The following is a 21,527-nucleotide window of genomic DNA, read 5'->3' on the forward strand; positions in this document are numbered from 1 at the left end:
GAGGAGATACCCGATAATGAAAGATTTAGAGAAAGAGAACTTCCTAGATATGGGAGAGGACGAGGAAGCGTATCCCTTTGGGATAGAAACAGACGAGAAGACTTACAGATATCAATGTTTGGAGTGTAGATTTGAAGAAGATGTACCTAGGTTTATTATTGATGAATTTATTGAAGATGACTTTTTTGCTTCTGGTTGTGATATTGAGAATTTTGAAGTAAAAATGCCTATACTTATATGTCCAAAATGTAATGGTGAATTAGTTTCAAAAAATACAGATGAGTAGCTCTGCTACTCATCTGAGAGTATCACGAAGTGATATTTTGTTCTATCTTTTATTTTTTTATGAAGGATATCCTTAGACATTTCTATTTTTTCTTTGATTAGCTAACAAAATTTTTCTATTTCTAATTTGATCAGGTGTTAACCTTTCAGTTGACTGAGTACTCTTTTCATCATCATTTTGTTTTAATTTAATAATTTTCATATATTTAGATTTTATATTTTCAATATATTCTTCTATATCTTCAATAGTTAAATCAAACTCTTCACCTTTTGCCTCAGCTCGAAATCTAAAATAATCCATTAATTCTTCTGCATCTATCTCATTTTTAATTATAGCTTTTTCAATTTTTGACATTACAATCACCTCTTTATATGATGTTTAATTCTTATATATTAATATATTATTATCACCATCTGTTTTTAAAATATAGTATAGTTTACTAATCACTTTGTTTTTTTATAGTGCCTTACTTATTATAGCTTACCCTTTAGTTAATGTCTATATATATTATATTTTTGTATCAGTTCTATATATAATTACAATAAACAAAATATTAATTATAGTTAGATTATAAATGAAAAGTGCTAATATAGGATTTTGAATTTTTCTACGATTTTTTATTATATTTAATTTTTCTTGAAAATTTTCAAATTCTGTATTTACGATATATCATCCTTTCATAAAATCATTATATATATGAATAATTAATATTATTCTTTAATATGCATATCTTATTATTCTCAAATAGATTGGAATATATGAATAAAATAATTAATTAAGGAAATGATTAATTTTAATAAAAGAAAATTAATTAGAGGTGTAATAAATGTTGATTTTTATAGGAAAATTAGTTTTTTTATTTATATTTCTAGTTATAATAATACGATTTCTAGGGAAGTCCGTATTAGCACAATTAACCCCCCATGACTTTATGACAATTGTATTTTTATCATATCTATCTTTTCAACCTCTTAAAGTTGATGGAATAATGGAAACAATTGTTGGTATAATTGTAATATCAATTGTACATGTCTTAATTTCAAGACTTAGTCTTTTGCAGTGGTTAAATAAATTCATTATTGGACAACCTACTATTTTAATTAAACACGGAAAAATTATCAAATCTAATTTAAAAAATAGTCGATATTCTTTAAATGAACTTCTATCCGCTATTAGAAGTGCTGGCTATCCATATATTCAAAATATAGAATATGCTATTTTAGAACCAAATGGTCAATTAAGTATATTACCAAAACCAGATATGATTGCAATTACACCAAAACTCTTAAACATAAAAACCGAGTATGAAGGCCTTCCAATTGCTGTTGTTATTGAAGGAAAAATTAAGCATAAGAACTTGAGCCTAATTAATAAAACTGAACAATGGTTGATAAACGAACTAAAATTAAAAGGTTTTTGTAATCTTGATGATATCTTTTACGCTGCAGTTAACGATACAGACTATTCATTGATTGTTGATACTGGAAAATAGAATTGTTTTTATACTTTAGGTATACAAAATTATTAATAAATTTAATCTTATATAGTAATTGTTTAAAATATGTATATTCATTATGAAATATACAAGACTTAAGGTTCCTTGTATATTTCATTTATATATAAAATATTAACTTTTTATTTTGGTTAATATATTTATGCTATTTTTTAGAAAACACTTTAGAAAGAAATCCTTTTTTATTTTCTTTTCTATGTGAAGATAAATATATCATTAACTTTTGATTTTCAACACGTACTTGTTTTCTAACTTTATGACTTATATCTTCTGTTAAATTATCTTTCATCTCATCTAATTTATTTTCTAACTTATTTTCAAATTCTTTTTTAAGCTCTTTTTCTCTTTCTATAATAATATCTCCAATAGCTTCTGACATAGCATTTTTAATATTACCAACCATAGCTTTTTGTAATTCTTCTATAGATATTGCGTCAGATTTAACTAAGCTTGTTGCACACTCATCTTCTCCTTCTATATTTTGTAAACAATTATTAATAAACTGTTTACCTAACCCATTTCGTTTCCAATTCTTTATGTTTTCTAACAGCTTAATTTCTTTTTCTGTATAATATCTGTTTCCTGAATCACCACGAGGTATTTTCAAATTATAATCTCGTTCCCAGTTTCTTAAAGTTTTCTTGTTTAACTCTAACTTTTTAGATACTTGACTAATGTTATATAATTCCATACCAACTACCCCCTAATTAAATAATCAAATTAAAAAAATATATATCTTAATATTTTAAAGTTTTACTTATCAAAACATTATATGTAAATATTTGCTTTATTTTTGAATTCAACATAATATATAATAATCCTTCTTCAAATAGATAAATTTTAGCTTGTATATATTCATTTGAAATTTATTTCGTGTAATTAAATTTTTAAATATAATATTTAGTAAATAATATTACTAGGCATAAATATAATTAAAACCTAGTCCACCAGAATGAACTTTGTTTCTTAATGTAAATAAACCAATATAGGAATATATTGGATAGGTTATACTTAATTAGACAGTAAAAACTCGGACATGATATAATAAATAAACTAAATTTGGAGGCTAATCATGTCTAATAGATCTAAAAGATACACAGAAGAATTTAAAAAACAGATAGTTGGATTAGTAGAGAGTGGTAAAAGTCCAACTGAAATAGTTAAAGAATATAATGTAGCAAGATCTACTATAAACAAGTGGTTCAAAGACTATACTACATCAGGTTCTTTTAAAGCTAAGGAGAATAGAACAGAAGAGGAGAATGAACTAATAAAACTTAGAAAAGAAAATCAAAGACTAAAAATGGAAAATGATATTTTAAAGCAAGCGGCGCTGATAATAGGACGAAAATAGCTATTATCAAGGCTAATAGACATAAGTACACTATCAGCGCCATGTGTAAGGTGTTAAGAATAAGTAGAAACCTTGTCTACTATATCCCTAAAGAAAAATCATTTGATAGCAAGCTAGAAAATGAAATAATAACTATCTTTAAAAAAAGTAGAAATAATTATGGAACTAGAAAAATAAAAAAGGAATTAGATAAAAAGGGGCATCAAGTTTCTAGGAGAAGAATTGGCCGTATTATGAAAAAATATGATTTGGTATCTAATTATACAGTCAAGCAATATAAGGTTTATAAATCAAAGTGCAATGAAGAGAAGTGTGAAAATGTTGTTAACAGAGAATTTGATAGGAAAGAGTCTATGGAAGTTGTAGTAAGTGATTTAACTTATGTAAATGTTAAGGGTAAGTGGAATTATATATGCATATTATTAGACCTATATAATCGTGAAATCGTTGGGTATGCTGCTGGTAAGAATAAGGACGCAAACCTTGTTTATAAAGCCTTTACAAAGATTAACAGACCTTTAGAAAAAATTAAAATATTACATACTGATAGAGGGAATAAATTTAAAAATAATCTTATAGATGGTTTGGTAACTACATTTAATATAAAACGTTCCCTAAGTAAAAAAGGCTGCCCTTATGATAATGCAGTAGCAGAAGCTGCCTTTAAGGTTGTTAAAACAGAGTTTGCTTTTAATAAAATATTTCAAAGCTTTGAGGAACTTGAATATTTATTGTTTGATTATGTAAACTGGTACAATAACCACAGGATTCATGGTTCCTTGAACTACCTTACCCCTGTAGAATATAGAATATTAATGTCCGACAAAAAAGTGTCTTAAAAAGAGTTGACAATCCAGGTACTTTAATTTCATTATTTGGAGCTTTATTATTTAAGAAGAGCTTCTGTTTCATTTTAGATTTCATATCTTTTTTTAAAGCATCTAAAAAATTTCTTATACAATGAAACCTATCAGAAACTTGAATTATTTTACTGTTAGTAGATGTTATAGTACCTTTGTAAGTTATAGAACTATCACGAGAAACTAAAGCTACACTTGGATGTTATTTTAGCCAAGATTCTATCGTTGAAGAATCTCTATTTTCTAAAATATCTATAACTTTATGCGTTTTTAGATTACAAATAATAGTAGCATAATTAAGGCCTTTTCTAAATGCAAAATCATCTATACCTATACAAACAGAAGTATGTATTTCAAATTCTGTTTCAGAATTTTTAATAATGTTTATGATATTACTAGCCGCATTTGCACTTAACTTTAAGCCTATTGAAAAAAGAATTTTATTAAACGATTTGTTTTTCTTTTATGTGAACTTATGAAGTTATAACGTTTTGTAAATATTTTACTATAATATTTATTATTTTGACAGAAGAATTTTCTAGTTTCTAAAATAAAATTAACTCTTTTATCTATTAAAGGTAAATCTGAAAAGAACCTTTTATATTTACTATGAATTTTATTAGAAACTTTTTACAAACTGGGCATGTTCCTGTAGATTTAGTATCTATTGATTTAATATAAAGAGTATCATCTAATAGTTGACTATTTATAATATGTATTTAGGGTAGTATATATTTATCTGCAATCATTATAATATCTCCTAAATAAATTTGTAATGATTACATATTAATACATTAATATTCATTTATCAATTTTTTCACCAAAATTAACGAAGAACCTTAAAATAAGTATAAAATACACTGAAAAGTTACAAAATAAAAAATACTTTTTTCTTTCAAAGAAAATGGTTCATACTCTTTTCATTAAAAGTTGAACCATTCTTCAAATTATTTTAAATATAATGGTCTTACAGAGTTTCTATCACATCTCATACATCTTGAAGCTTCTTTCTTTGCCTCATCTTCTGTATATACTCTAGACACTGTATCAAAGTTTCCTTTTCTTTGAGAAGGATCTTTATGTTTTTCAGCAACTTTTTTAACATCCCAAATCGTACAATCTAATGGTTTTTTAGGTATTTTTATTTCTTCACCTAAATATAATCCATTCCCACCTAAATATTTATCTATTGATATTGCAGCTTTTTTAGCTTCCGCTATAGCCTTTATAGCTATACCCGGTTTATACATATCTCCTACTGCAAATACTCCTTTGACACTTGTTTCAAATGTATATGGATTAATTTCAATATCTTCGTCTAAATAACTGTTATCTGGTCTTTGTCCTATTGCAAATATTAAGCTATCTATTTCAAATGTCTTTAAATCTTCTTCATCATATATTGGATTAAATATTTCTTCATCATCAAATGTTGATAAACATCTTTTTAGAGTTATTTTTTTTAACCTTCCTTCTTCTACATGTATATCTTTCGTTCCATACCCACTTGCAAATTGAACTCCCTCTTCTACTGCTTCATATTTTTCTTCATCACTTGCTGGCATTGTATCAAATGTTTCAAGCGAAGCTACAATTACATTTTTAGATCCAAGTCTAATAGCAGTTCTAGCAGCATCCATGGCAACATTGCCACCACCGATTACCAATACATTTTTTCCAATTTTTCTTCTTCCTTCTATTTTTACTTTTCTTAAGAAATCTATAGCAGTTTCTATATCTGAAGATTCTGGACCAAATTTATTACCAATGTGGCATCCTGTTGCTAAAAGTAGTGAATCAAAATTTTCTCTTAATTCTTTAAAAGTAATATCTACACCAACTTTTGTATTTGTTATAATTTTAACTCCTAAATCTTTAATTAATTTAACCTCTTTGTCTATAGTTTCTTGTGGTAGTCTATATTCTGGAATTCCCATAGCAAGCATTCCCCCCACAACTTTAGCAGCTTCATAAATAACTACTTCATATCCTGTTTTTGCTAGGTAATATGCAGCTGTAAGTCCTGCTGGACCAGCTCCAACAATTCCTACTTTTTTACCATTACTATCTAATTTATCTTCCTTATATTTTTCCATTTTTAGTGTCATATCACATGCATATCTTTTTAATGCTCTAACTCCTACTGTGCTTTCAATTTCTCCTCTTCTACATCTATCTTCACATGGACGAGCACATACTTTACCGCATATAAATGAAAGAGGATTATTTTTTCTCATTAAACTATACGCTTCTTCTACCTTATCATGCTTCATAAGTTCAATATATCCCGGAATATAAACTTCAGCAGGACATGCATTCATGCACTGAGCAACCATCAATCCTCTACATATTCCATTTTTACATTTTTTATCTACTATATGCTCCATAAATTCATTTTTAAATTCACAAGTTATGTATATAAATATTTTGTGAAGTAAATCTTCTGCATTAGTTTGAGCTTCTTTATTTACTTCATTAATTAATTCTTCAAAATCAGATTCTGTTGCTTTACCCCCCGCAATATTTTCTACTAACTTATTTAATTTTCTAATATGTTTATTATCAATACGAAGTTCTCTAACCATAAATCTAGTTAAAAATCTCAAATAATCCACTGGACATAAAAGATTACTTAAAAATATAATCATATTTCCACTCATATACTCTTCGTAATCACTTAACTTGTTATTTATATCTTTTCCTCTAATGCATATTCCTAATGGTCCTCCAACTTGAATTAATTTTACTATTCTTTTATTTTTCATCCCTCCTGCGTATTCATTTAAAATTTCTTTAATTGTTTTATCTGAAGAAATTTCAAATTTGCCTTTTTTATTAATATCTCCAAATATGCTAATTACTTTATTCATTATGTTCACCTTCTTTTTTTGATAATAAAAACCCTTTATCTAGTTCATCCCTTTCTAAGTTGTACATATAGTACTGAGGTAATGATTCCATGCACTGTTCATATCCAATCATACTAAAAGGACATACTCTTACACACTTTAAACATTCTTTTTGTGTGGTCATTAATTCCAAACATGTTGAAAAACGAGTTTGTCGTTTTATTGACCCTTTATATTTCTTTTCTTCTTTTGGTATTGAGTTAGATGGACAAGATTTTTGACACATTCTACATCTTGAGCAAAATTCCTCAATATTAAAATCTTTAGGTTTATCTAAAGGAAGTTCTGCATCTATTAAAATAGAACAATATTTTAATCTTGTTCCTGCCTCTGGAGTTACACACACTCCATAAGTTGAATAATTACCTAATCCAGCATTTACTGCATGGGGTGAGTATTTAATAGATCCATCCCAACCTCTTGCTCGACAATCATATCCCTTTGTTCGAATAAAATCAGCTACTTTATGAACATTTCGTGCACACCCTGTATAAGCTCCAAAAGCTCCAAGTTCTCCTTTAGGATTTGGGTAATGTTTCATCACATCTTTAGGCATCTCATATCCAAGAAGTATTATAGTATCAAATATAATCTCATCATCAACTCCCATTGATACATATCTTCTATCTACTTTTGTTACACCTACACTTGCAAAACCTAAGCTCTTTGCATATTCAAAAATTTCTTTTTTTACTTTTAATAAATCTTTTTCTTTTTCCTTTGCAGGTTTAGGAATATTAATACCTTTTGCTTCATTCTCGATTCTTTCCATAGAAATCCTTTGATCCTTTATATAATACATTGAATCTCCAGTTATTTCTTTATGCATCAATCCAAAAAATTTAGCACTTTTGCTCTTTTCTTTGTTTTTTCCTTTGTTCATAGGAGGAGGAGCAACTGGATAAGGTTCATTTTCTATAATAAGATCAAATTCTTCAATGTCAACCAAATTCACATAAGGGTTGTTATCTGTTATAGCTTTACCTGTATTTTCGTAAATATTGTACATACCATCAGGATTCCATCTATATATTCTATCTTCTGATGTTTGTTCAATCATCTGTTTTTTCTCATCATTCCATTTTCTTACCAAATCATCATATGTTATAATTTCATCTTTAGACTTTTTCATTATTTCACCCCATTTTTTTAATAAACAATATATACATGTTATTTAGTTTCATTTTGCAACTTTATTTTATCATAATTAGTTTCGTTTTGCAACTTTATCGTTATAAAAAATAGCAATGCATTCCTATAAGAATCTACATTGCTATTTAATGATTTTATTTTTCATCTTTTATTCTTACAGCTTCTTTATGAATATTTTCAGACATTTTTTTTAGTAATTCTAAAATATTTTCTTTATTTTTTTCTGAAAATCCTTTGACAAAAATATCATTTGCTTCGTTTAAAATGTTCAAAATTTTTTTTCTATTAACTCTGCCTTCCTCTGTAATATATAATCTTGTTATCCTTTTATCTTCACAGTCTTTTATTTTTTCTACATAGCCTTGTGAAACTAAATTTTTTACAGACTTATTAACTGTTATTTTATCTTCTTTAAGAATAGTACATATGTCATTTTGACTTAATCCTTTATTTGCATTAATTACTTTTAAAACTCTTATATCATGCTTTCCTAAATTATATTGTTTTAATTTTTTATTAATATAATAATTATAATCTCTTTCAATCATAGCTAAATACATATTTATCGAATGATTTTCCATTATATGTCACTCCTATATAATCATTTTATCAATATATTATATCAAAATAGATTACTTTTAAAAAGAGCCCTTATTTCTGCGCAAAAATTTTCACTTCAATAATAATGATATCTTTATTTTGTCCCTTTATATGATTTTTCTAATAAATAAAGCTTTTTTCTATTTTTTTTAAATATATAACTTTTTTCAATCATTTTATCCTCTGCTCTCTTAAATGATTTTGTTTAACTTTATATTTATTATGTGCTACTTTCCTTATATTGTTTTTATACCTAATGTAAATATAGACATCCAAAAAACAAGCCCTCTATCCTAGTTTAATAACTATAATAGAGGGCTTTATTAGCTATATAATATCATATTATTATTCTTTAGTTATAGCAATTTCCTTTCCTTCTTTTCTCCACTGTGCAAATTCAGCAACGGCAGTGAAAAGTGCGTCTGTTGACGAGTTAAGTGCAGTTTCACAAGAGTCTTGAATAACTCCAACAACAAAACCTACACCAACTACTTGCATTGCTACGTCATTTGGAATACCAAATAAACTACATGCAAGAGGAATTAATAATAATGAACCTCCAGCTACTCCAGAAGCTCCACAAGCACTTACAGCCGAAAGTATGCTTAGGATTAATGCAGTACCCATATCAACTTTAATACCTATAGTATTAACTGCTGCAAGTGTTAATACCGAAATTGTAATCGCTGCACCAGCCATATTTATAGTAGCACCAAGAGGAATTGATACTGAGTAAGTATCCTTATCTAAACCTAGTTCTTCACATAATGTCATATTCACTGGAATATTTGCAGCTGAACTACGTGTAAAGAATGCTGTAATACCACTATCCTTTAAACACTTTAATACAAGTGGATATGGATTTTGACGAATCATAACAAATGTAATAAGTGGATTTACAACAAGTGCCATAAAAGCCATACAACCTACTAATACAAGAAGTAATTTTCCATAGTTCAATAAAGATTGAATACCATTTGTAGCAATTGTATCAAATACTAGACCCATAATACCAAGTGGTGCAAAACTGATTACCCATCTTACAACTTGAGATAAAGCATCTGAAAAATTACTAATCATTGTTTTAGTAGTTTCAGGTGCACTCTTTAATGCAAATCCAAGAAGTAATGCCCAAGCTAAAATACCTATATAATTAGCATTAGAAAGCGCTGTTATAGGATTTGAAACTATATTCATAAGTAATGCTTTTAATACCTCTGAAACTCCTCCTGGAGGTGATACATTCTCAACACCTGCTCCAAGTGTTAATGATACTGGAAACATAAAACTTGCTATAACAGCAACAAGTCCTGCTAAAAATGTTCCCAATAGATAAAGAACAATGATTGATTTCATATTAGTTTTTTGCCCACTCTTATGTTGAGAAATAGCAGACATTACTAGGAAAAACACTAGTATAGGCGCAACAGATTTTAAGCCACCCACAAATAATGAGCCGAAAATACCGATTGGTTTTGCTGCATCCGGAACTATAATAGCTAAAATAATACCAATGATCAAACCTATAATAATTCGCTTGACCAAACTTAATTGATTCCATTGCTTCAATAAATTTGTCATTTTGCTTTTTCCTCCTATAATAATATAAAAATATAGTCATGCTGAATATAAATGTACTCAACTTACAAAAAGTAATATATAAATCCATCAAATAAATCCATCAAACGTTTTCCTTTTATTAAGTCAAATACTTTCAAAATTCAGCTAACAATGAGAGTTTATCATAAATTCTGTCTAATTACAAGATTTTTTAATTTCGTATTATTGCTACATGTTAATGTTTTCTCATTTTTCATTAAATTATACTGTCTAATCATATCTATGAATTTATGAATTTCGTGCATTAGTTTTAATAATTATACTTCACTTAGATTTATATATACACGTTTTATCCATTTAGAAATGATTCTAAATTTAAAAGAAGGTGACTTTAAGTCCCCTTCCTTTATAAATTTAGAATTAAATTAAATTATCTTCTTTTAATAAATTAAATAATGTTGGATTAAGATTAAATTGATTCATTAAATTTTTTACTTCATGTAAGGCTTTTTCTTTTTTATTATTAGATATACTAGCTTTTGATGCCCTAATTAATATATTTTTAGGTGAATGTGCTATATCTATAAATTCTAAAAGCTGAGCTTTATATCCTACGCTTTCTAATAAATTAGCTCTAACAGAATCTGTCATAAGAGCTGCAATTCTCTCTTGTACTACCCCATATTTTGTAAATATAGATAATGACTCTGATTTCATTTGCTTATTAAATTCATGTTGGCAGCAAGGAACAGAGAAAATCATGTTGCTATTCCACTTTATTGCATTATATAAAGCATAATCAGTAGCTGTATCGCATGCATGTAATGTAATTACCATATCAACTTTGTTGTTATATTTAAATCCATTTATATCTCCCAGCTCAAAACGTAAATTCTCATAATTATATTTTTTAGCTATATTATTACATTTTTTAATAACATCAGGCTTAAGATCTAAACCTATCATTTTTACATTAATTTTTTTAATTTCTACAAAATAGTAATATAGAACAAATGTTAAATATGACTTTCCACATCCAAAATCTAAAATGGTAAGTTCTTTAAAATCATTCTTCTTAATTTCATCATCAATAATTTCTACAAACCTATTTATTTGCTTATATTTGTCATATTTTGAATTAACTATTTTCCCCTCTTTTGTAAAAATACCTAAATCTATAAGGGGTTGAATCAACATTCCCTCTTTGAGAATATAATTTTTTTCTCTGTTATGACCTTTGTTAGGAATTTTTATATTATCACTTTTTTTCTTATTAAACAAAATCTTACCTTTTTTAGATATTTTTAAATCAAATGTATTTGTATTTGACCAAGCTGAAAGCTGCTTATAACTAGATGATAGATATTCTAAAACTTTTTCACCCAAAATATTTATATCAATATTTTCATGAAATACCTGCTTGTCTGTATATTTTTCTATTTGATAATATTGTTTTTTACTGTTCTCTTTTAATACAAATATTATCTTATTATACTCAACATCTTTATTTTTCTTATTGCTAACAACTAATTTTACAATATCTTGTTGTATAATTTCATCAATTACTTTCTTTAAATCTTCCATATCAACACACCTTATCATTTATTTTATAATTAATAAATATCCATTGTTATATAGAGTATAAACCTGAATACCTCTAGAATGGTTAGTATATATATTATACACAGCAATTAAAATTTTATCTATATAATACTTTCTAAATACAAAATTGAAATTTAAAATATTTTAATTTCATTTATAAAAAAGATGTATATGAAAATATTTCACTATAAGTAGTATTTTCATATACATCTTTTTTTCTAAATCTATTTCATTATCTTACATATATTATTAGTAAATTCTACAGGATCACTTATTGTAAGTCCTTCTATAAGTAAAGCTTGATTATATAATAAATCTGTGTATAACTTAAACTTTTCTTTATCATTTTCATAAGCATTTTTTAATGATTTAAAAACATCATGATTTATATTTATTTCTAAAACTTTATCAGCCTTTATCCCCTGACTATTAGGCATAGAGTTTAATATCTTTTCCATCTCAATCGTAATATCCCCTTCATTGGATAAGCACACAGGATGATTCTTTAATCTCTTAGATGCTCTAACAACTTTTACCTTATCAGATAAAGTTTCTTTCATATATTCAAACAATTCTTTATTTTCTTGTTCATCAACACTAGATGAATTTTCATTTTCATCTATATCTATTCCTATATCCCCACTTGATACAGATTTAAATTCTTTACCTTTATAATTCATAAGCATTCTTATAGCAAACTCATCTATATCATCTGTAAAGTACAGTATCTCATATCCTTTGTCTAATACAAGCTCTGTTTGAGGAAGCTTCTCAATTCTTTCAATAGACTCACCAGCAGCATAATAAATATACTTTTGGTCCTCAGGCATTCTAGAAACATATTCATCTAAAGTAACCATCTTCTTCTCTTTTGATGAATAAAACATTAGTAAATCTTGTAATACTTCTTTGTTGCTTCCAAAATCACTATATACTCCATACTTTAATTGTCTTCCAAATGATTTATAGAACTCTTCATACTTTTCTCTTTCATTCTTTAATATATTCTTTAATTCATTCTTTATCTTGTTCTTTATATTCTTAGCTATAAGTTTTAATTGTCTATCATGCTGTAATATCTCTCTTGATATATTAAGAGATAAATCCTCTGAATCCACTATACCTTTTACAAATCCAAAATAGTCAGGAAGTAAATCAGAGCATTTTTCCATAATCATGACTCCACTTGAATAAAGCTCTAAACCTTTTTCATATTCTTTAGTATAAAAATCAAAAGGAGTTTTTTCAGGAATAAATAAAATTGCATTATATCTAATCATACCATCAACACTAAGGTGAATATGCTTTATAGGCTTATCAAATCCATAGTGCTTCTCAGCATAGAAATTTTCATAATCTTCCTTAGTAAGTTCTTGCTTATTCTTTTTCCATATAGGAACCATACTATTTATAGTTTCTTCTTCTATATAATCTTCGTATTCTTCTTTACTTCCTTCTTTAAGCTTCTTTGTGGTTACATCCATTTTGATTGGGTATCTAATAAAATCAGAGTATTTCTTGATTATAGACCTTAACATGTACTCCTCTAAATACTTATCAAAGTTTTCATCTTCTGTATTCTCTTTTATTTTAAGAATAATTTCTGTACCTACATAATTTTTTTCACATTCTTCAATAGTGTAACCATCTACACCTTTAGATTCCCACTTGTAGGCTTTATCACTTCCAAAAGCTTTACTTATAACTGTTACAGTGTCAGCTACTAAAAATGCTGAATAAAAACCTACACCAAACTGACCTATTATATCATGTCCATCTTTAATTTCATTTTCTTCTTTAAACTTTAAGGATCCACTACTAGCTATAACACCAAGATTGTTCTCAAGCTCTTCCTTTGTCATTCCAATACCAGTATCATAAATTTTAAGTAATCTATTTTCTTTATCAGAAGCTATCTTGATATAATAATCATCCTTATTAAAAGTTAAAGAATCATCAGTTAATGCCTTGTAATAAATCTTATCAATTGCATCACTTGAATTTGAAATAAGTTCTCTTAAAAAAATTTCTCTGTGAGTATAAATAGAATTAATCATAAGTTCTAATAGTCTTTTAGATTCTGCTTTAAATTGTTTCTTTTCCAAATCAATCTCTCCTTTCACCCTGTTAGATAAAGATTTTAATTATTAGCACTGTTACCTCACGAGTGATAAGTACCAATTTTTATATAACATATTTGAAAATTCATGTCAATATTTTCGATAAAAGCTTGTACCAAAAGAGATTACAAACTCTATACACGATATAGAATTTGTAATCTTATATTAAAACTTGCAATTTATATAATAAGTTATCCTTTTACCATTGTTCTAATGTGTTTAAATAACTGAACTTCTACTCCAATACCTAAATGTAACTTATACAATTTTAAGCTTTTAATTTTTATTATGAGTATATATCCGAAAATTCAATGTTAATTTTTTCAACTTTATCTTCAGTAGAGATTTTATCTACTAAAACAGATTCCTCTTCTACTTTTAAATTAGCAGGTATTTCAATAATAAATTCACTACCTTTACCATATTCACTATTTAAATATATATTTCCTCCATGTGATTCTACTATAGACTTTACTAAGGAAAGTCCTATTCCACTTCCTTCTTTTTCTCTATTAAGTAAAGGATGTACTTGTCTAAATCTTTCAAATATTGTTTCTTGTTCCTCTTTTGGAATACCTATTCCTGTATCCTTTACAGAAATACAAACTATATCATTCTTATCATATATATTTATAAATATACTTCCTCCTGCCTTTGTGAACTTAATAGCATTAGAAAGTAGATTAAGAACAACCCTTTCTATTTTATCTGCATCACATGAAATAATTTTTTCTTCTATATCTGTATCAAATATTATATTTAAATTTTTACTCTTTATGTATTCAGCTACAGACATAGTTATATCTTCAATAACTTGAACAATGTTATAATTTCTAAAATTCATTTTAAAAAAACCTGCATCTATTTTAGTTATGTCTATTAAATTATTAATAAGCCTAAGAAGCCTATAGCAATTTTGAGTCATTATTGGTGAATATTTATTATAGTAATCATAATGTACATGAGTATTTTTATTCTCAGAAACCTTGTTAATAAGTTGAATAGTTCCTAATAAAATATTTAATGGTGTTCTAAGTTCATGTGATATATTAGAGAAAAATTCCGTTTTTAATCTTTCATATTTTAATTTTTCCCTAAGTATTTTTTGTTTTTCCTTTTCTCTTTCTTTTCTTCTAGAAATATCTCTTATAATTGTTAAAATTGCAGGCTTTCCTTTATAAGTTATTTCATTCATTGTTATTTCAATATCAATAACTTCCCCATTACTCTTAATTCCCTTTTGTTCAAGAGTTGGAGCAGTAATTTTTGATTTTTTAACCTTGTCAATTGTACTTTGAACAGTTTCTTTGTAATCTTCTTGAATAAATTCTATAAATCTCTTATCTATTATATTTTCATAACTCTCTTGTCCAAGGATTCTTACTGCAGCTTCATTAACAAATACAACCCTATCATTTTGTTGAACAAATATTCCATGAGGAAAAAGCTTTACAAGTTCCTTATAGCTTTCTTCACTTTCAGCAAGCCTTTTAATACCTAAAGCTATTCTATGCCTTAAAAAAAGAATGTTCATTATTAAAAAAATAATTATAATAGCACTTGCTGTTAAAATATATTTTTGCACTTTATCTTTTGTAAGATATATGGTTATATATTCCCATTTTGATTTTACACCGTCTATTTCATTAACCGACATTTTTTTAATTCCATCATTTATAAAATTTAATAATTCCTTTTCACCTTTTTTAACACCAACTCTAAGAGGCTGTGTATATATTGTTTGTAAAAGTTCAAAATCTTTTAATTCAGGATAGTAAAAGGATATCTTTCTAAAATTATTATGGTAATCTATACAAACAGCCTTTACTTTCCCTTTTCTTACAGCCTCCATTACCTCTTTAATATCTTGATATACCAATAACTTTGTATCAGGATAATTGTTTTCTAGATAATGTCTAGCATAGTTTTCTTTTGTAACACCAATCCCTAAATCTTTAATATCATTAATATTAAAGATATTTATGTCTTCTTTCACATATATCCCTGTCATAAGATCTATAAAAGGACTTCCAAAGTCCATATATTCTGATCTATCGTCATTATAAAATAGACCTATATGTACATCTGCTTTTCCATATTTTATAAGTTCCAATGTTTTTGTCCAAGATGTTTCCATGATAAACTTAACTTCAACGTTATTAACCCTACCCCATGCTTTCCAAAAGTCAATTAATATACCTTTAGAATTGCCTTCTAAGTCTAAATAACTAAAAGGTTTCCAGTCACTTATGGCTGCTACTTTAATCTTTTTGGGATTTTCAACTATTACTTGTGAGTTAATATTAAAAGTAAAACTCATTGCTATTATTACAATAAGTATGCACTTTTTAAATATGATTTTTATTTCTTTTTTCATACAAACATTGCTTCCTTTCAAACATTTTTCCATTGATATATTTTTAATTTTCTTTATATTCTAAAACCATACATGTCATGCTATATTTCTGTATAATTCCATTATAATCAGTATAACATATTATTTATGTATTAAATAGTAACTATATATGCAAACAATTCATACTATGCTAATACATTAGTTTTTGAAAGGAGATGATAGAATGTATTACTATCTACCTTATTTTTATAAAAAAATTCAGAATAACAATATATATATATTAGATTTTAAACAAGGAGATGTTAACGGTGATATGATTATAGATAATGTATACTTAATTGGAAAAAAACCACATGAAGCAAAAAGTCCCTTTAGTGACAATATAACTTTAATAATTCAAGATAGAAAAACAAACGTTTTTACTAGAATTCCATTAAAAGAAAATTCAGGGTATAACCCAACAATCTTTTTAGGTGATTTTACTGGTACTAAGGTAAGTGATGTTTTAATTAGTATTGATTCAGGTGGAAGTGGTGGATATGCTTTTTATTATATATATTCATTTATAAACAATACTCCCAAAAAGCTTTTTGACTACGAGATATTTAATCAAAAATACAAGTATAATGTTATATACAAAGATTATTATGAGGTTGAAGTTAAAAGAAAAAATAAATCAGAAAAATATATCATCGACATTAAATATAAAGGAGAAGAATATTTATCAGAAATATATGATGAAAATGGTAAACTTAAAGAACCTATTGAAGGATGGGTCAATCCTATAGGAGGATTATATCCTATAGATTTTCAAAGAGATGAAATCTATGAATTATATGCATCACAAAGAATAGCTGGTAGATATAATGCCGATGGCTTAGGATATATTCAAACATCATTAAAATGGAATGGTAAAGAGTTTATTCCTTTCTTCCAAACTATAGGAATACTTGGATAAAAATAAAACTCCAATGAAATTTCATTAAATAACAATTGACAGTTATTCAAGAAAGTTATAACATCAATAAGGCTACACTTTTATATTACCTTAATTAAAAATTAAAACAAAGGAAGATTAAAAATGACAGAACAAAATTTAAGCTTTATTGATGAGGTTAGAAGAAGAAGAACTTTTGCAATTATTTCCCATCCAGATGCAGGAAAAACTACTTTAACTGAAAAATTTCTATTATATGGAGGTGCCATTCGCTCAGCAGGATCTGTTAAGTCAAGAAGATCGCAAAAACATGCTGTTTCTGACTGGATGGAAATTGAAAAACAAAGAGGAATCTCTGTTACCTCAAGTGTACTTCAATTTGAATATAATAACTTTTGTATCAACATTCTTGATACACCGGGACATCAAGATTTTAGTGAAGATACTTATAGAACACTTATGGCAGCAGATAGTGCTGTCATGGTTATTGATTGTTCAAAAGGTGTTGAGGAACAAACAAAGAAACTATTTCAAGTTTGTAAAATGAGAGGAATCCCAATTTTTACCTTCATCAACAAGATGGACCGTGAAGGAAAAGATCCATTTGATTTACTTGAAGATATTGAAAATGTTCTAGGAATACGTTCTTGCCCTGTAAATTGGCCAATTGGTTCTGGTAAAGATTTTAAAGGAGTTTTTAACCGTCACAAAAACCAAATTGAGCTTTTTAATGATGGTAACCATGGCCAATCTATTGCTAAATCTATAACAGGAAATATATCAGATGAAAAATTTAATACTTTATTAGGGGATGTCCTTCATAAGCAACTACAAAATGATATTGAGCTTTTAGATGTTGCTGGAGATAGTTTTGATTTAAATCAAATACTAAATGGAGAATTAACACCTGTATTCTTCGGAAGTGCTCTTACTAACTTTGGGGTTGAACCATTTTTAAAGTCCTTCTTAGATATAACAACACCTCCAAAACCACGTAGTAGTAATTTAGGAGATATTGACCCTGAATCCACTAATTTTTCAGGATTTATTTTTAAGATTCAAGCAAACATGAATAAGTCTCATAGAGATAGAATTGCGTTTTTAAGAATTTGCTCTGGTAAATTTGAAAAGGGTATGACAGTTAATCATGTGCAGAGAAATAAAAAGATTAAATTAGCACAACCCCAACAATTTATAGCACAAGATCGTGTCATAGTAGATTCAGCTTATCCTGGTGATATTATAGGAATACACGATCCAGGAATATTTAATATTGGTGATACATTATCTCAAAATCAATCAAAATTGCAATATAGTGGTATACCACAATTTGCACCTGAACATTTTGCAAGAATATCTACAACAAATTCACTAAAGAGAAAGCAATTTTTAAAGGGCATTACACAATTAGCTGAAGAAGGTGCCATACAGGTATATAAACGTCCTAATATTGGTATGGAGGAACTTATTATAGGAGTAGTTGGAGTTCTTCAATTTGAAGTATTAGAATATCGTCTAAAGCAAGAATATGGTGTTTATATCACTATGAATAGATTGCCTTATCGATATATACGTTGGATTGAAGAGACTACTTTTAATCGTGATAACTTTTCAATAACAATGGATACAATACTGGTTGAGGATAAAGATAAAAACCCTGTTCTTTTATTCCAAAATGAATGGTCTGTTAGACAAATAATAGAAAGAAATGAAGGTTTAATATTAAGAGAGACTTCTATATAAAATAAATTATATAAAAATAACGTCTATTTTTTGTAAATACTTATCATAGACGTTATTTTTGTATAACTTAAAACTCTTCCTATATAAAATTAATATTTCTAAACATCACACTGCTCAATTTCTATAGAATAATCTCCACAGTTTTCACATACTATTATACTTACATATAGCTGTGCCTGAATATCCTTTTCTCTCTGCATAATTCCAATATTGATAATATCCTTCTAATTCTAAATCTATTTGACCCTCTTGCAATTTAATATCACTAAATTGTATTCCACAAAATATTAGTACTCAACTTATTTAAATGCATACTATATTAAAGTTTTGATATTTGTTTAAAAACCAACTTTAGCTTTAGAATTACTTAATTATACTGGTATTGCAGGAATATATTTTCCTTTTACCGCAGAATCTAATGTTAATTGTTCAATGCACTCTAATGTAGATTTTCAATACTCAGGATATATACTTGCTTTAACTTATATTAATAATGCTTTGGCTAAAAAAGACTATACTCTTTTAAAAGAATTAAGTAATAAGAGATATGAAGTATAAAAATGAGTTTTGGAAAAAGTACGAAGGAAAGATTGATGAGTTAAAAACTTTTTTCTAAACCTTCTAAATTATTTCCATATAATTTAGCCAGTCTCAAAATAGTTCTATTATAAAAATTATGATAGTACACGTGTCCACCTGATATTTCTTTAAAAGTGATATTTTTGCCAGTTGGAGAAACCCCTTTACCATTTACAAGATATCTCAAAAACATAATTTTAGTTATATATGACTCTACTAATTCATTATCTTAATTATAAATATCTCCACTAGGGTATTTTACAGTATAATTTTTTCCTATAAGTTTAACTGTAAATGTTTGTGTATTTTCATCATATATATTTCCTGTTAGTTCTGCCATTTGTATGGGATTAGTGTTTTCAAATATATTTTTTATATATTCATATGGAACTCTTCCCTGTCTATTATCATTTTGTATTATAGTACTCATATCTATCCCCCTAAATAATCAATATAGTTGTATTTTATTTATTATATGAAGTCCATAATCCCACATCTTTAAAACCCAATCTTTTATATATTTTTCCTGCATCTGGATTATTATAGAATAAACATAAAGTCTTATTTTCACTTAAAAGTTCTTTACATATATGTGTCATACAAACAGATGCATAGCCTTTTTTTCTATAATTTGGATGGGTGCATACACCAATTATCATAGCAGAAGTGCTATTTTCTGCTGTAGTTTGTGCAATTGAAATAATTTGATTATCTTCTTCTATATAATATGCCCTACCACTTTCTAAACTTCTCTTAACTACTTCTATTGGTTGATTATCAAATTCATCTATTGCTTCATAAAGTTCTATTATACGCTCAACTTCATTCAAGCATAATTTATTAATTTTAGTATATAAATTAATATCTTCTAAGTTTAAATCATTATCTAATTTACAAAAATACATATCTCTTTTGCGAGTAAATTTAAATAGATTTCCAAATTTTTCTATAATAGTTTTTTCACCAGATAAAAATTTAAATTCTATATTTTTCATAATTTCATAAAAACCATTAATGTCAAAAGTATCTCTAGAATAGAATATAAGATTATTATGATATTTTAGTAATACAGCTTTTAAATCTCCCTTTTCATTAAATTCTCCCCAAATTGTTTGAAATTCTTCATCATATCCATAGTTTTCAATATCTCCTATAATAAAAAGATTTATTTCACTTTCCTTTTTTAAATATTTCATAACAATATCATTATGACTATTATTTAATTCTATAATCATAAATAGTCCCCCTCTCGTATAATACAAATATATTTTAATTCTTTTTCTACCATTACCTATCTTAATTTCTCTACTAAATTAGTAGTTCCATTTAATGAATTAAAATCCATATAATTTTATTAGTTTATCTTACTATATTTTCACTTTATTTTCTACAGGTCATTTTAACATTAAAACTTAAATTTTTTTATTATATGCTGCATTTAATTTAAAAAAGAGCCTTAATCGACTCTTTTGAATTCTTTTTTCTAGTTTTCTAAAATATTACCTTTAAGATTTTCTTTATTTATTAACTCCTGTTTAACTTCTTCTATAACTTCTTTCCATGGCCTATAGTTTTCTTCTTCAATCCTTTTTTGTATTAACTCAACTGCGTCTAGTAAAACTTCCATAATATAACCTCCCTCTATATACTTTTATTTTCTCTTAAATACTCTCTATTTCTTACAATTTCATAAATTGATAGATATATTTTTTGGATATAACTTCAACATATTCAATTTTATGGATATAGAAATGTATAACCCCAGAAAATCAGTGTTTTTACCAAAATATTACTGGAATTAATCCACTAATTTCATGGCGACGTACCCTCCCATGTCTCACAGGATCAATGTCCCTAAATTCCTTCGTTCAGTCTATCCATGATGTGGTATCAGCTATGCTCCTTTGCGGGGTCAAATGCCCTAATGGTTAATATATCTGCTGAATTCCTAGCTAT

The 21,527-nt window shown here is 26.8% G+C and carries 20 protein-coding genes and 2 pseudogenes; 6 read left to right on the forward strand and 16 right to left on the reverse strand.

Annotated features, from left to right (window positions below; translation table 11 throughout):
* Positions 1 to 286 (forward strand): hypothetical protein (locus BUA77_RS08325; RefSeq protein ID WP_072889141.1); only part of this gene is annotated, 286 nt, incomplete at its 5' end.
* A 72-nt stretch (positions 287 to 358) separates the two neighbouring features.
* Here BUA77_RS08325 and BUA77_RS08330 read toward each other — a convergent pair.
* Positions 359 to 640 (reverse strand): hypothetical protein, encoded by a 282-nt coding sequence (locus BUA77_RS08330; protein WP_072889143.1) that lies wholly within the window; start codon positions 638 to 640, stop codon positions 359 to 361.
* 472 nt (positions 641 to 1,112) lie between these two features.
* Here BUA77_RS08330 and BUA77_RS08335 point away from each other — a divergent pair, with 472 nt between their 5' ends.
* Positions 1,113 to 1,778, forward strand: coding sequence for a DUF421 domain-containing protein (locus tag BUA77_RS08335; protein WP_072889145.1), 666 nt, complete (start codon positions 1,113 to 1,115; stop codon positions 1,776 to 1,778).
* A gap of 166 nt (positions 1,779 to 1,944) precedes the next feature.
* Here BUA77_RS08335 and BUA77_RS08340 read toward each other — a convergent pair whose 3' ends face one another.
* Positions 1,945 to 2,490 carry a MerR family transcriptional regulator gene (locus BUA77_RS08340; RefSeq protein WP_072889147.1) on the reverse strand — a complete coding sequence of 182 codons (546 nt, stop codon included), beginning with the start codon at positions 2,488 to 2,490 and terminating at the stop codon, positions 1,945 to 1,947.
* A 381-nt stretch (positions 2,491 to 2,871) separates the two neighbouring features.
* On the opposite strand from BUA77_RS08340, the gene BUA77_RS08350 reads away from it, so the two are divergent.
* Positions 2,872 to 3,992, forward strand: a protein-coding gene (locus tag BUA77_RS08350) for an IS3 family transposase (protein WP_143151334.1) whose coding sequence is annotated in 2 segments (ribosomal slippage) — positions 2,872 to 3,118 and positions 3,118 to 3,992 — 1,122 coding nt in all. Because the reading frame shifts where the segments join, the coding sequence is not laid out codon by codon here.
* Positions 3,993 to 4,215: 223 nt separating this feature from the next.
* On the opposite strand, the gene BUA77_RS14810 is transcribed toward BUA77_RS08350, so the two are convergent.
* The 8 genes from BUA77_RS14810 to BUA77_RS08390 all read right to left on the reverse strand — a co-directional run bounded on the left by BUA77_RS14810 (position 4,216) and on the right by BUA77_RS08390 (position 16,333).
* Positions 4,216 to 4,452, reverse strand: a complete 237-nt coding sequence (locus BUA77_RS14810; protein WP_084605651.1) for a transposase — start codon at positions 4,450 to 4,452, stop codon at positions 4,216 to 4,218.
* 508 nt (positions 4,453 to 4,960) lie between these two features.
* Positions 4,961 to 6,883, reverse strand: a complete 1,923-nt coding sequence (locus BUA77_RS08360) for an FAD-dependent oxidoreductase (protein WP_072889154.1) — start codon at positions 6,881 to 6,883, stop codon at positions 4,961 to 4,963.
* Positions 6,876 to 8,054: a reductive dehalogenase domain-containing protein gene (locus BUA77_RS08365; RefSeq protein ID WP_072889156.1), complete on the reverse strand. Its 1,179-nt coding sequence runs from the start codon at positions 8,052 to 8,054 to the stop codon at positions 6,876 to 6,878. Before BUA77_RS08365 ends, BUA77_RS08360 begins: the two co-directional genes overlap by 8 nt.
* Before the next feature lie 154 nt (positions 8,055 to 8,208).
* Positions 8,209 to 8,655, reverse strand: coding sequence for a MarR family winged helix-turn-helix transcriptional regulator (locus BUA77_RS08370; protein WP_072889158.1), 447 nt, complete (start codon positions 8,653 to 8,655; stop codon positions 8,209 to 8,211).
* Between the two features lie 364 nt (positions 8,656 to 9,019).
* A complete protein-coding gene (gene sstT, locus BUA77_RS08375; protein ID WP_072889160.1) occupies positions 9,020 to 10,255 on the reverse strand; it encodes a serine/threonine transporter SstT in 1,236 nt (411 codons plus the stop codon).
* Between the two features lie 399 nt (positions 10,256 to 10,654).
* A complete protein-coding gene (locus BUA77_RS08380; protein WP_072889162.1) occupies positions 10,655 to 11,818 on the reverse strand; it encodes a class I SAM-dependent methyltransferase in 1,164 nt (387 codons plus the stop codon).
* Positions 11,819 to 12,060: 242 nt separating this feature from the next.
* A complete protein-coding gene (gene htpG / locus BUA77_RS08385) occupies positions 12,061 to 13,941 on the reverse strand; it encodes a molecular chaperone HtpG (protein WP_072889164.1) in 1,881 nt (626 codons plus the stop codon).
* A 301-nt stretch (positions 13,942 to 14,242) separates the two neighbouring features.
* Positions 14,243 to 16,333 carry a sensor histidine kinase gene (locus tag BUA77_RS08390; RefSeq protein ID WP_072889166.1) on the reverse strand — a complete coding sequence of 697 codons (2,091 nt, stop codon included), beginning with the start codon at positions 16,331 to 16,333 and terminating at the stop codon, positions 14,243 to 14,245.
* A 202-nt stretch (positions 16,334 to 16,535) separates the two neighbouring features.
* Between BUA77_RS08390 and BUA77_RS08395 the strand changes: the two genes are divergently transcribed.
* Positions 16,536 to 17,270: a spore coat protein gene (locus BUA77_RS08395; protein ID WP_072889168.1), complete on the forward strand. Its 735-nt coding sequence runs from the start codon at positions 16,536 to 16,538 to the stop codon at positions 17,268 to 17,270.
* A 123-nt stretch (positions 17,271 to 17,393) separates the two neighbouring features.
* Positions 17,394 to 18,992 (forward strand): peptide chain release factor 3, encoded by a 1,599-nt coding sequence (locus BUA77_RS08400; RefSeq protein WP_072889170.1) that lies wholly within the window; start codon positions 17,394 to 17,396, stop codon positions 18,990 to 18,992.
* A 98-nt stretch (positions 18,993 to 19,090) separates the two neighbouring features.
* Here BUA77_RS08400 and BUA77_RS13525 read toward each other — a convergent pair whose 3' ends face one another.
* Both BUA77_RS13525 and BUA77_RS14730 read right to left on the reverse strand, forming a co-directional pair.
* Complete coding sequence (locus BUA77_RS13525) at positions 19,091 to 19,192, reverse strand: DUF3785 family protein (protein ID WP_143151335.1); 102 nt, start codon at positions 19,190 to 19,192, stop codon at positions 19,091 to 19,093.
* Positions 19,158 to 19,253, reverse strand: a pseudogene (locus BUA77_RS14730) (exodeoxyribonuclease III); the annotation flags it as partial. The gene BUA77_RS13525 and the pseudogene BUA77_RS14730, both read right to left, overlap by 35 nt.
* A 93-nt stretch (positions 19,254 to 19,346) precedes the next feature.
* On the opposite strand from BUA77_RS14730, the pseudogene BUA77_RS14815 reads away from it, so the two are divergent.
* Positions 19,347 to 19,550 (forward strand): annotated as a pseudogene (locus BUA77_RS14815) (DUF3810 family protein); the annotation flags it as partial.
* 40 nt (positions 19,551 to 19,590) lie between these two features.
* On the opposite strand, the gene BUA77_RS14820 reads toward BUA77_RS14815, so the two are convergent.
* The 4 genes from BUA77_RS14820 to BUA77_RS13855 form a co-directional block, all read right to left on the reverse strand.
* Positions 19,591 to 19,776, reverse strand: coding sequence for a DUF3786 domain-containing protein (locus tag BUA77_RS14820; protein WP_408645637.1), 186 nt, complete (start codon positions 19,774 to 19,776; stop codon positions 19,591 to 19,593).
* A 24-nt stretch (positions 19,777 to 19,800) separates the two neighbouring features.
* Complete coding sequence (locus tag BUA77_RS08410; RefSeq protein WP_072889171.1) at positions 19,801 to 20,001, reverse strand: hypothetical protein; 201 nt, start codon at positions 19,999 to 20,001, stop codon at positions 19,801 to 19,803.
* A 34-nt stretch (positions 20,002 to 20,035) separates the two neighbouring features.
* Positions 20,036 to 20,806: a GNAT family N-acetyltransferase gene (locus tag BUA77_RS08415; RefSeq protein WP_072889173.1), complete on the reverse strand. Its 771-nt coding sequence runs from the start codon at positions 20,804 to 20,806 to the stop codon at positions 20,036 to 20,038.
* A 248-nt stretch (positions 20,807 to 21,054) separates the two neighbouring features.
* Positions 21,055 to 21,198: a hypothetical protein gene (locus BUA77_RS13855; protein WP_159428972.1), complete on the reverse strand. Its 144-nt coding sequence runs from the start codon at positions 21,196 to 21,198 to the stop codon at positions 21,055 to 21,057.
* Positions 21,199 to 21,527: the final 329 nt, after the last annotated feature.

This window comes from Tepidibacter formicigenes DSM 15518 (assembly GCF_900142235.1).
GTDB lineage: Bacteria > Bacillota > Clostridia > Peptostreptococcales > Peptostreptococcaceae > Tepidibacter > Tepidibacter formicigenes.

Bases quoted from the DNA above. Each gene is read 5' to 3' on its own strand.
- BUA77_RS08330 (WP_072889143.1), bottom strand. From the start codon at position 640: ATGTCAAAAATTGAAAAAGCTATAATTAAAAATGAGATAGATGCAGAA.
- BUA77_RS08335 (WP_072889145.1), top strand. From the start codon at position 1,113: ATGTTGATTTTTATAGGAAAATTAGTTTTTTTATTTATATTTCTAGTT.
- BUA77_RS08340 (WP_072889147.1), bottom strand. From the start codon at position 2,490: ATGGAATTATATAACATTAGTCAAGTATCTAAAAAGTTAGAGTTAAAC.
- BUA77_RS08360 (WP_072889154.1), bottom strand. From the start codon at position 6,883: ATGAATAAAGTAATTAGCATATTTGGAGATATTAATAAAAAAGGCAAA.
- BUA77_RS08365 (WP_072889156.1), bottom strand. From the start codon at position 8,054: ATGAAAAAGTCTAAAGATGAAATTATAACATATGATGATTTGGTAAGA.
- BUA77_RS08370 (WP_072889158.1), bottom strand. From the start codon at position 8,655: ATGGAAAATCATTCGATAAATATGTATTTAGCTATGATTGAAAGAGAT.
- sstT (WP_072889160.1), bottom strand. From the start codon at position 10,255: ATGACAAATTTATTGAAGCAATGGAATCAATTAAGTTTGGTCAAGCGA.
- BUA77_RS08380 (WP_072889162.1), bottom strand. From the start codon at position 11,818: ATGGAAGATTTAAAGAAAGTAATTGATGAAATTATACAACAAGATATT.
- BUA77_RS08390 (WP_072889166.1), bottom strand. From the start codon at position 16,333: ATGAAAAAAGAAATAAAAATCATATTTAAAAAGTGCATACTTATTGTA.
- BUA77_RS08395 (WP_072889168.1), top strand. From the start codon at position 16,536: ATGTATTACTATCTACCTTATTTTTATAAAAAAATTCAGAATAACAAT.
- BUA77_RS08400 (WP_072889170.1), top strand. From the start codon at position 17,394: ATGACAGAACAAAATTTAAGCTTTATTGATGAGGTTAGAAGAAGAAGA.
- BUA77_RS13525 (WP_143151335.1), bottom strand. From the start codon at position 19,192: ATGCAGAGAGAAAAGGATATTCAGGCACAGCTATATGTAAGTATAATA.
- BUA77_RS08410 (WP_072889171.1), bottom strand. From the start codon at position 20,001: ATGAGTACTATAATACAAAATGATAATAGACAGGGAAGAGTTCCATAT.
- BUA77_RS08415 (WP_072889173.1), bottom strand. From the start codon at position 20,806: ATGATTATAGAATTAAATAATAGTCATAATGATATTGTTATGAAATAT.
- BUA77_RS13855 (WP_159428972.1), bottom strand. From the start codon at position 21,198: ATGGAAGTTTTACTAGACGCAGTTGAGTTAATACAAAAAAGGATTGAA.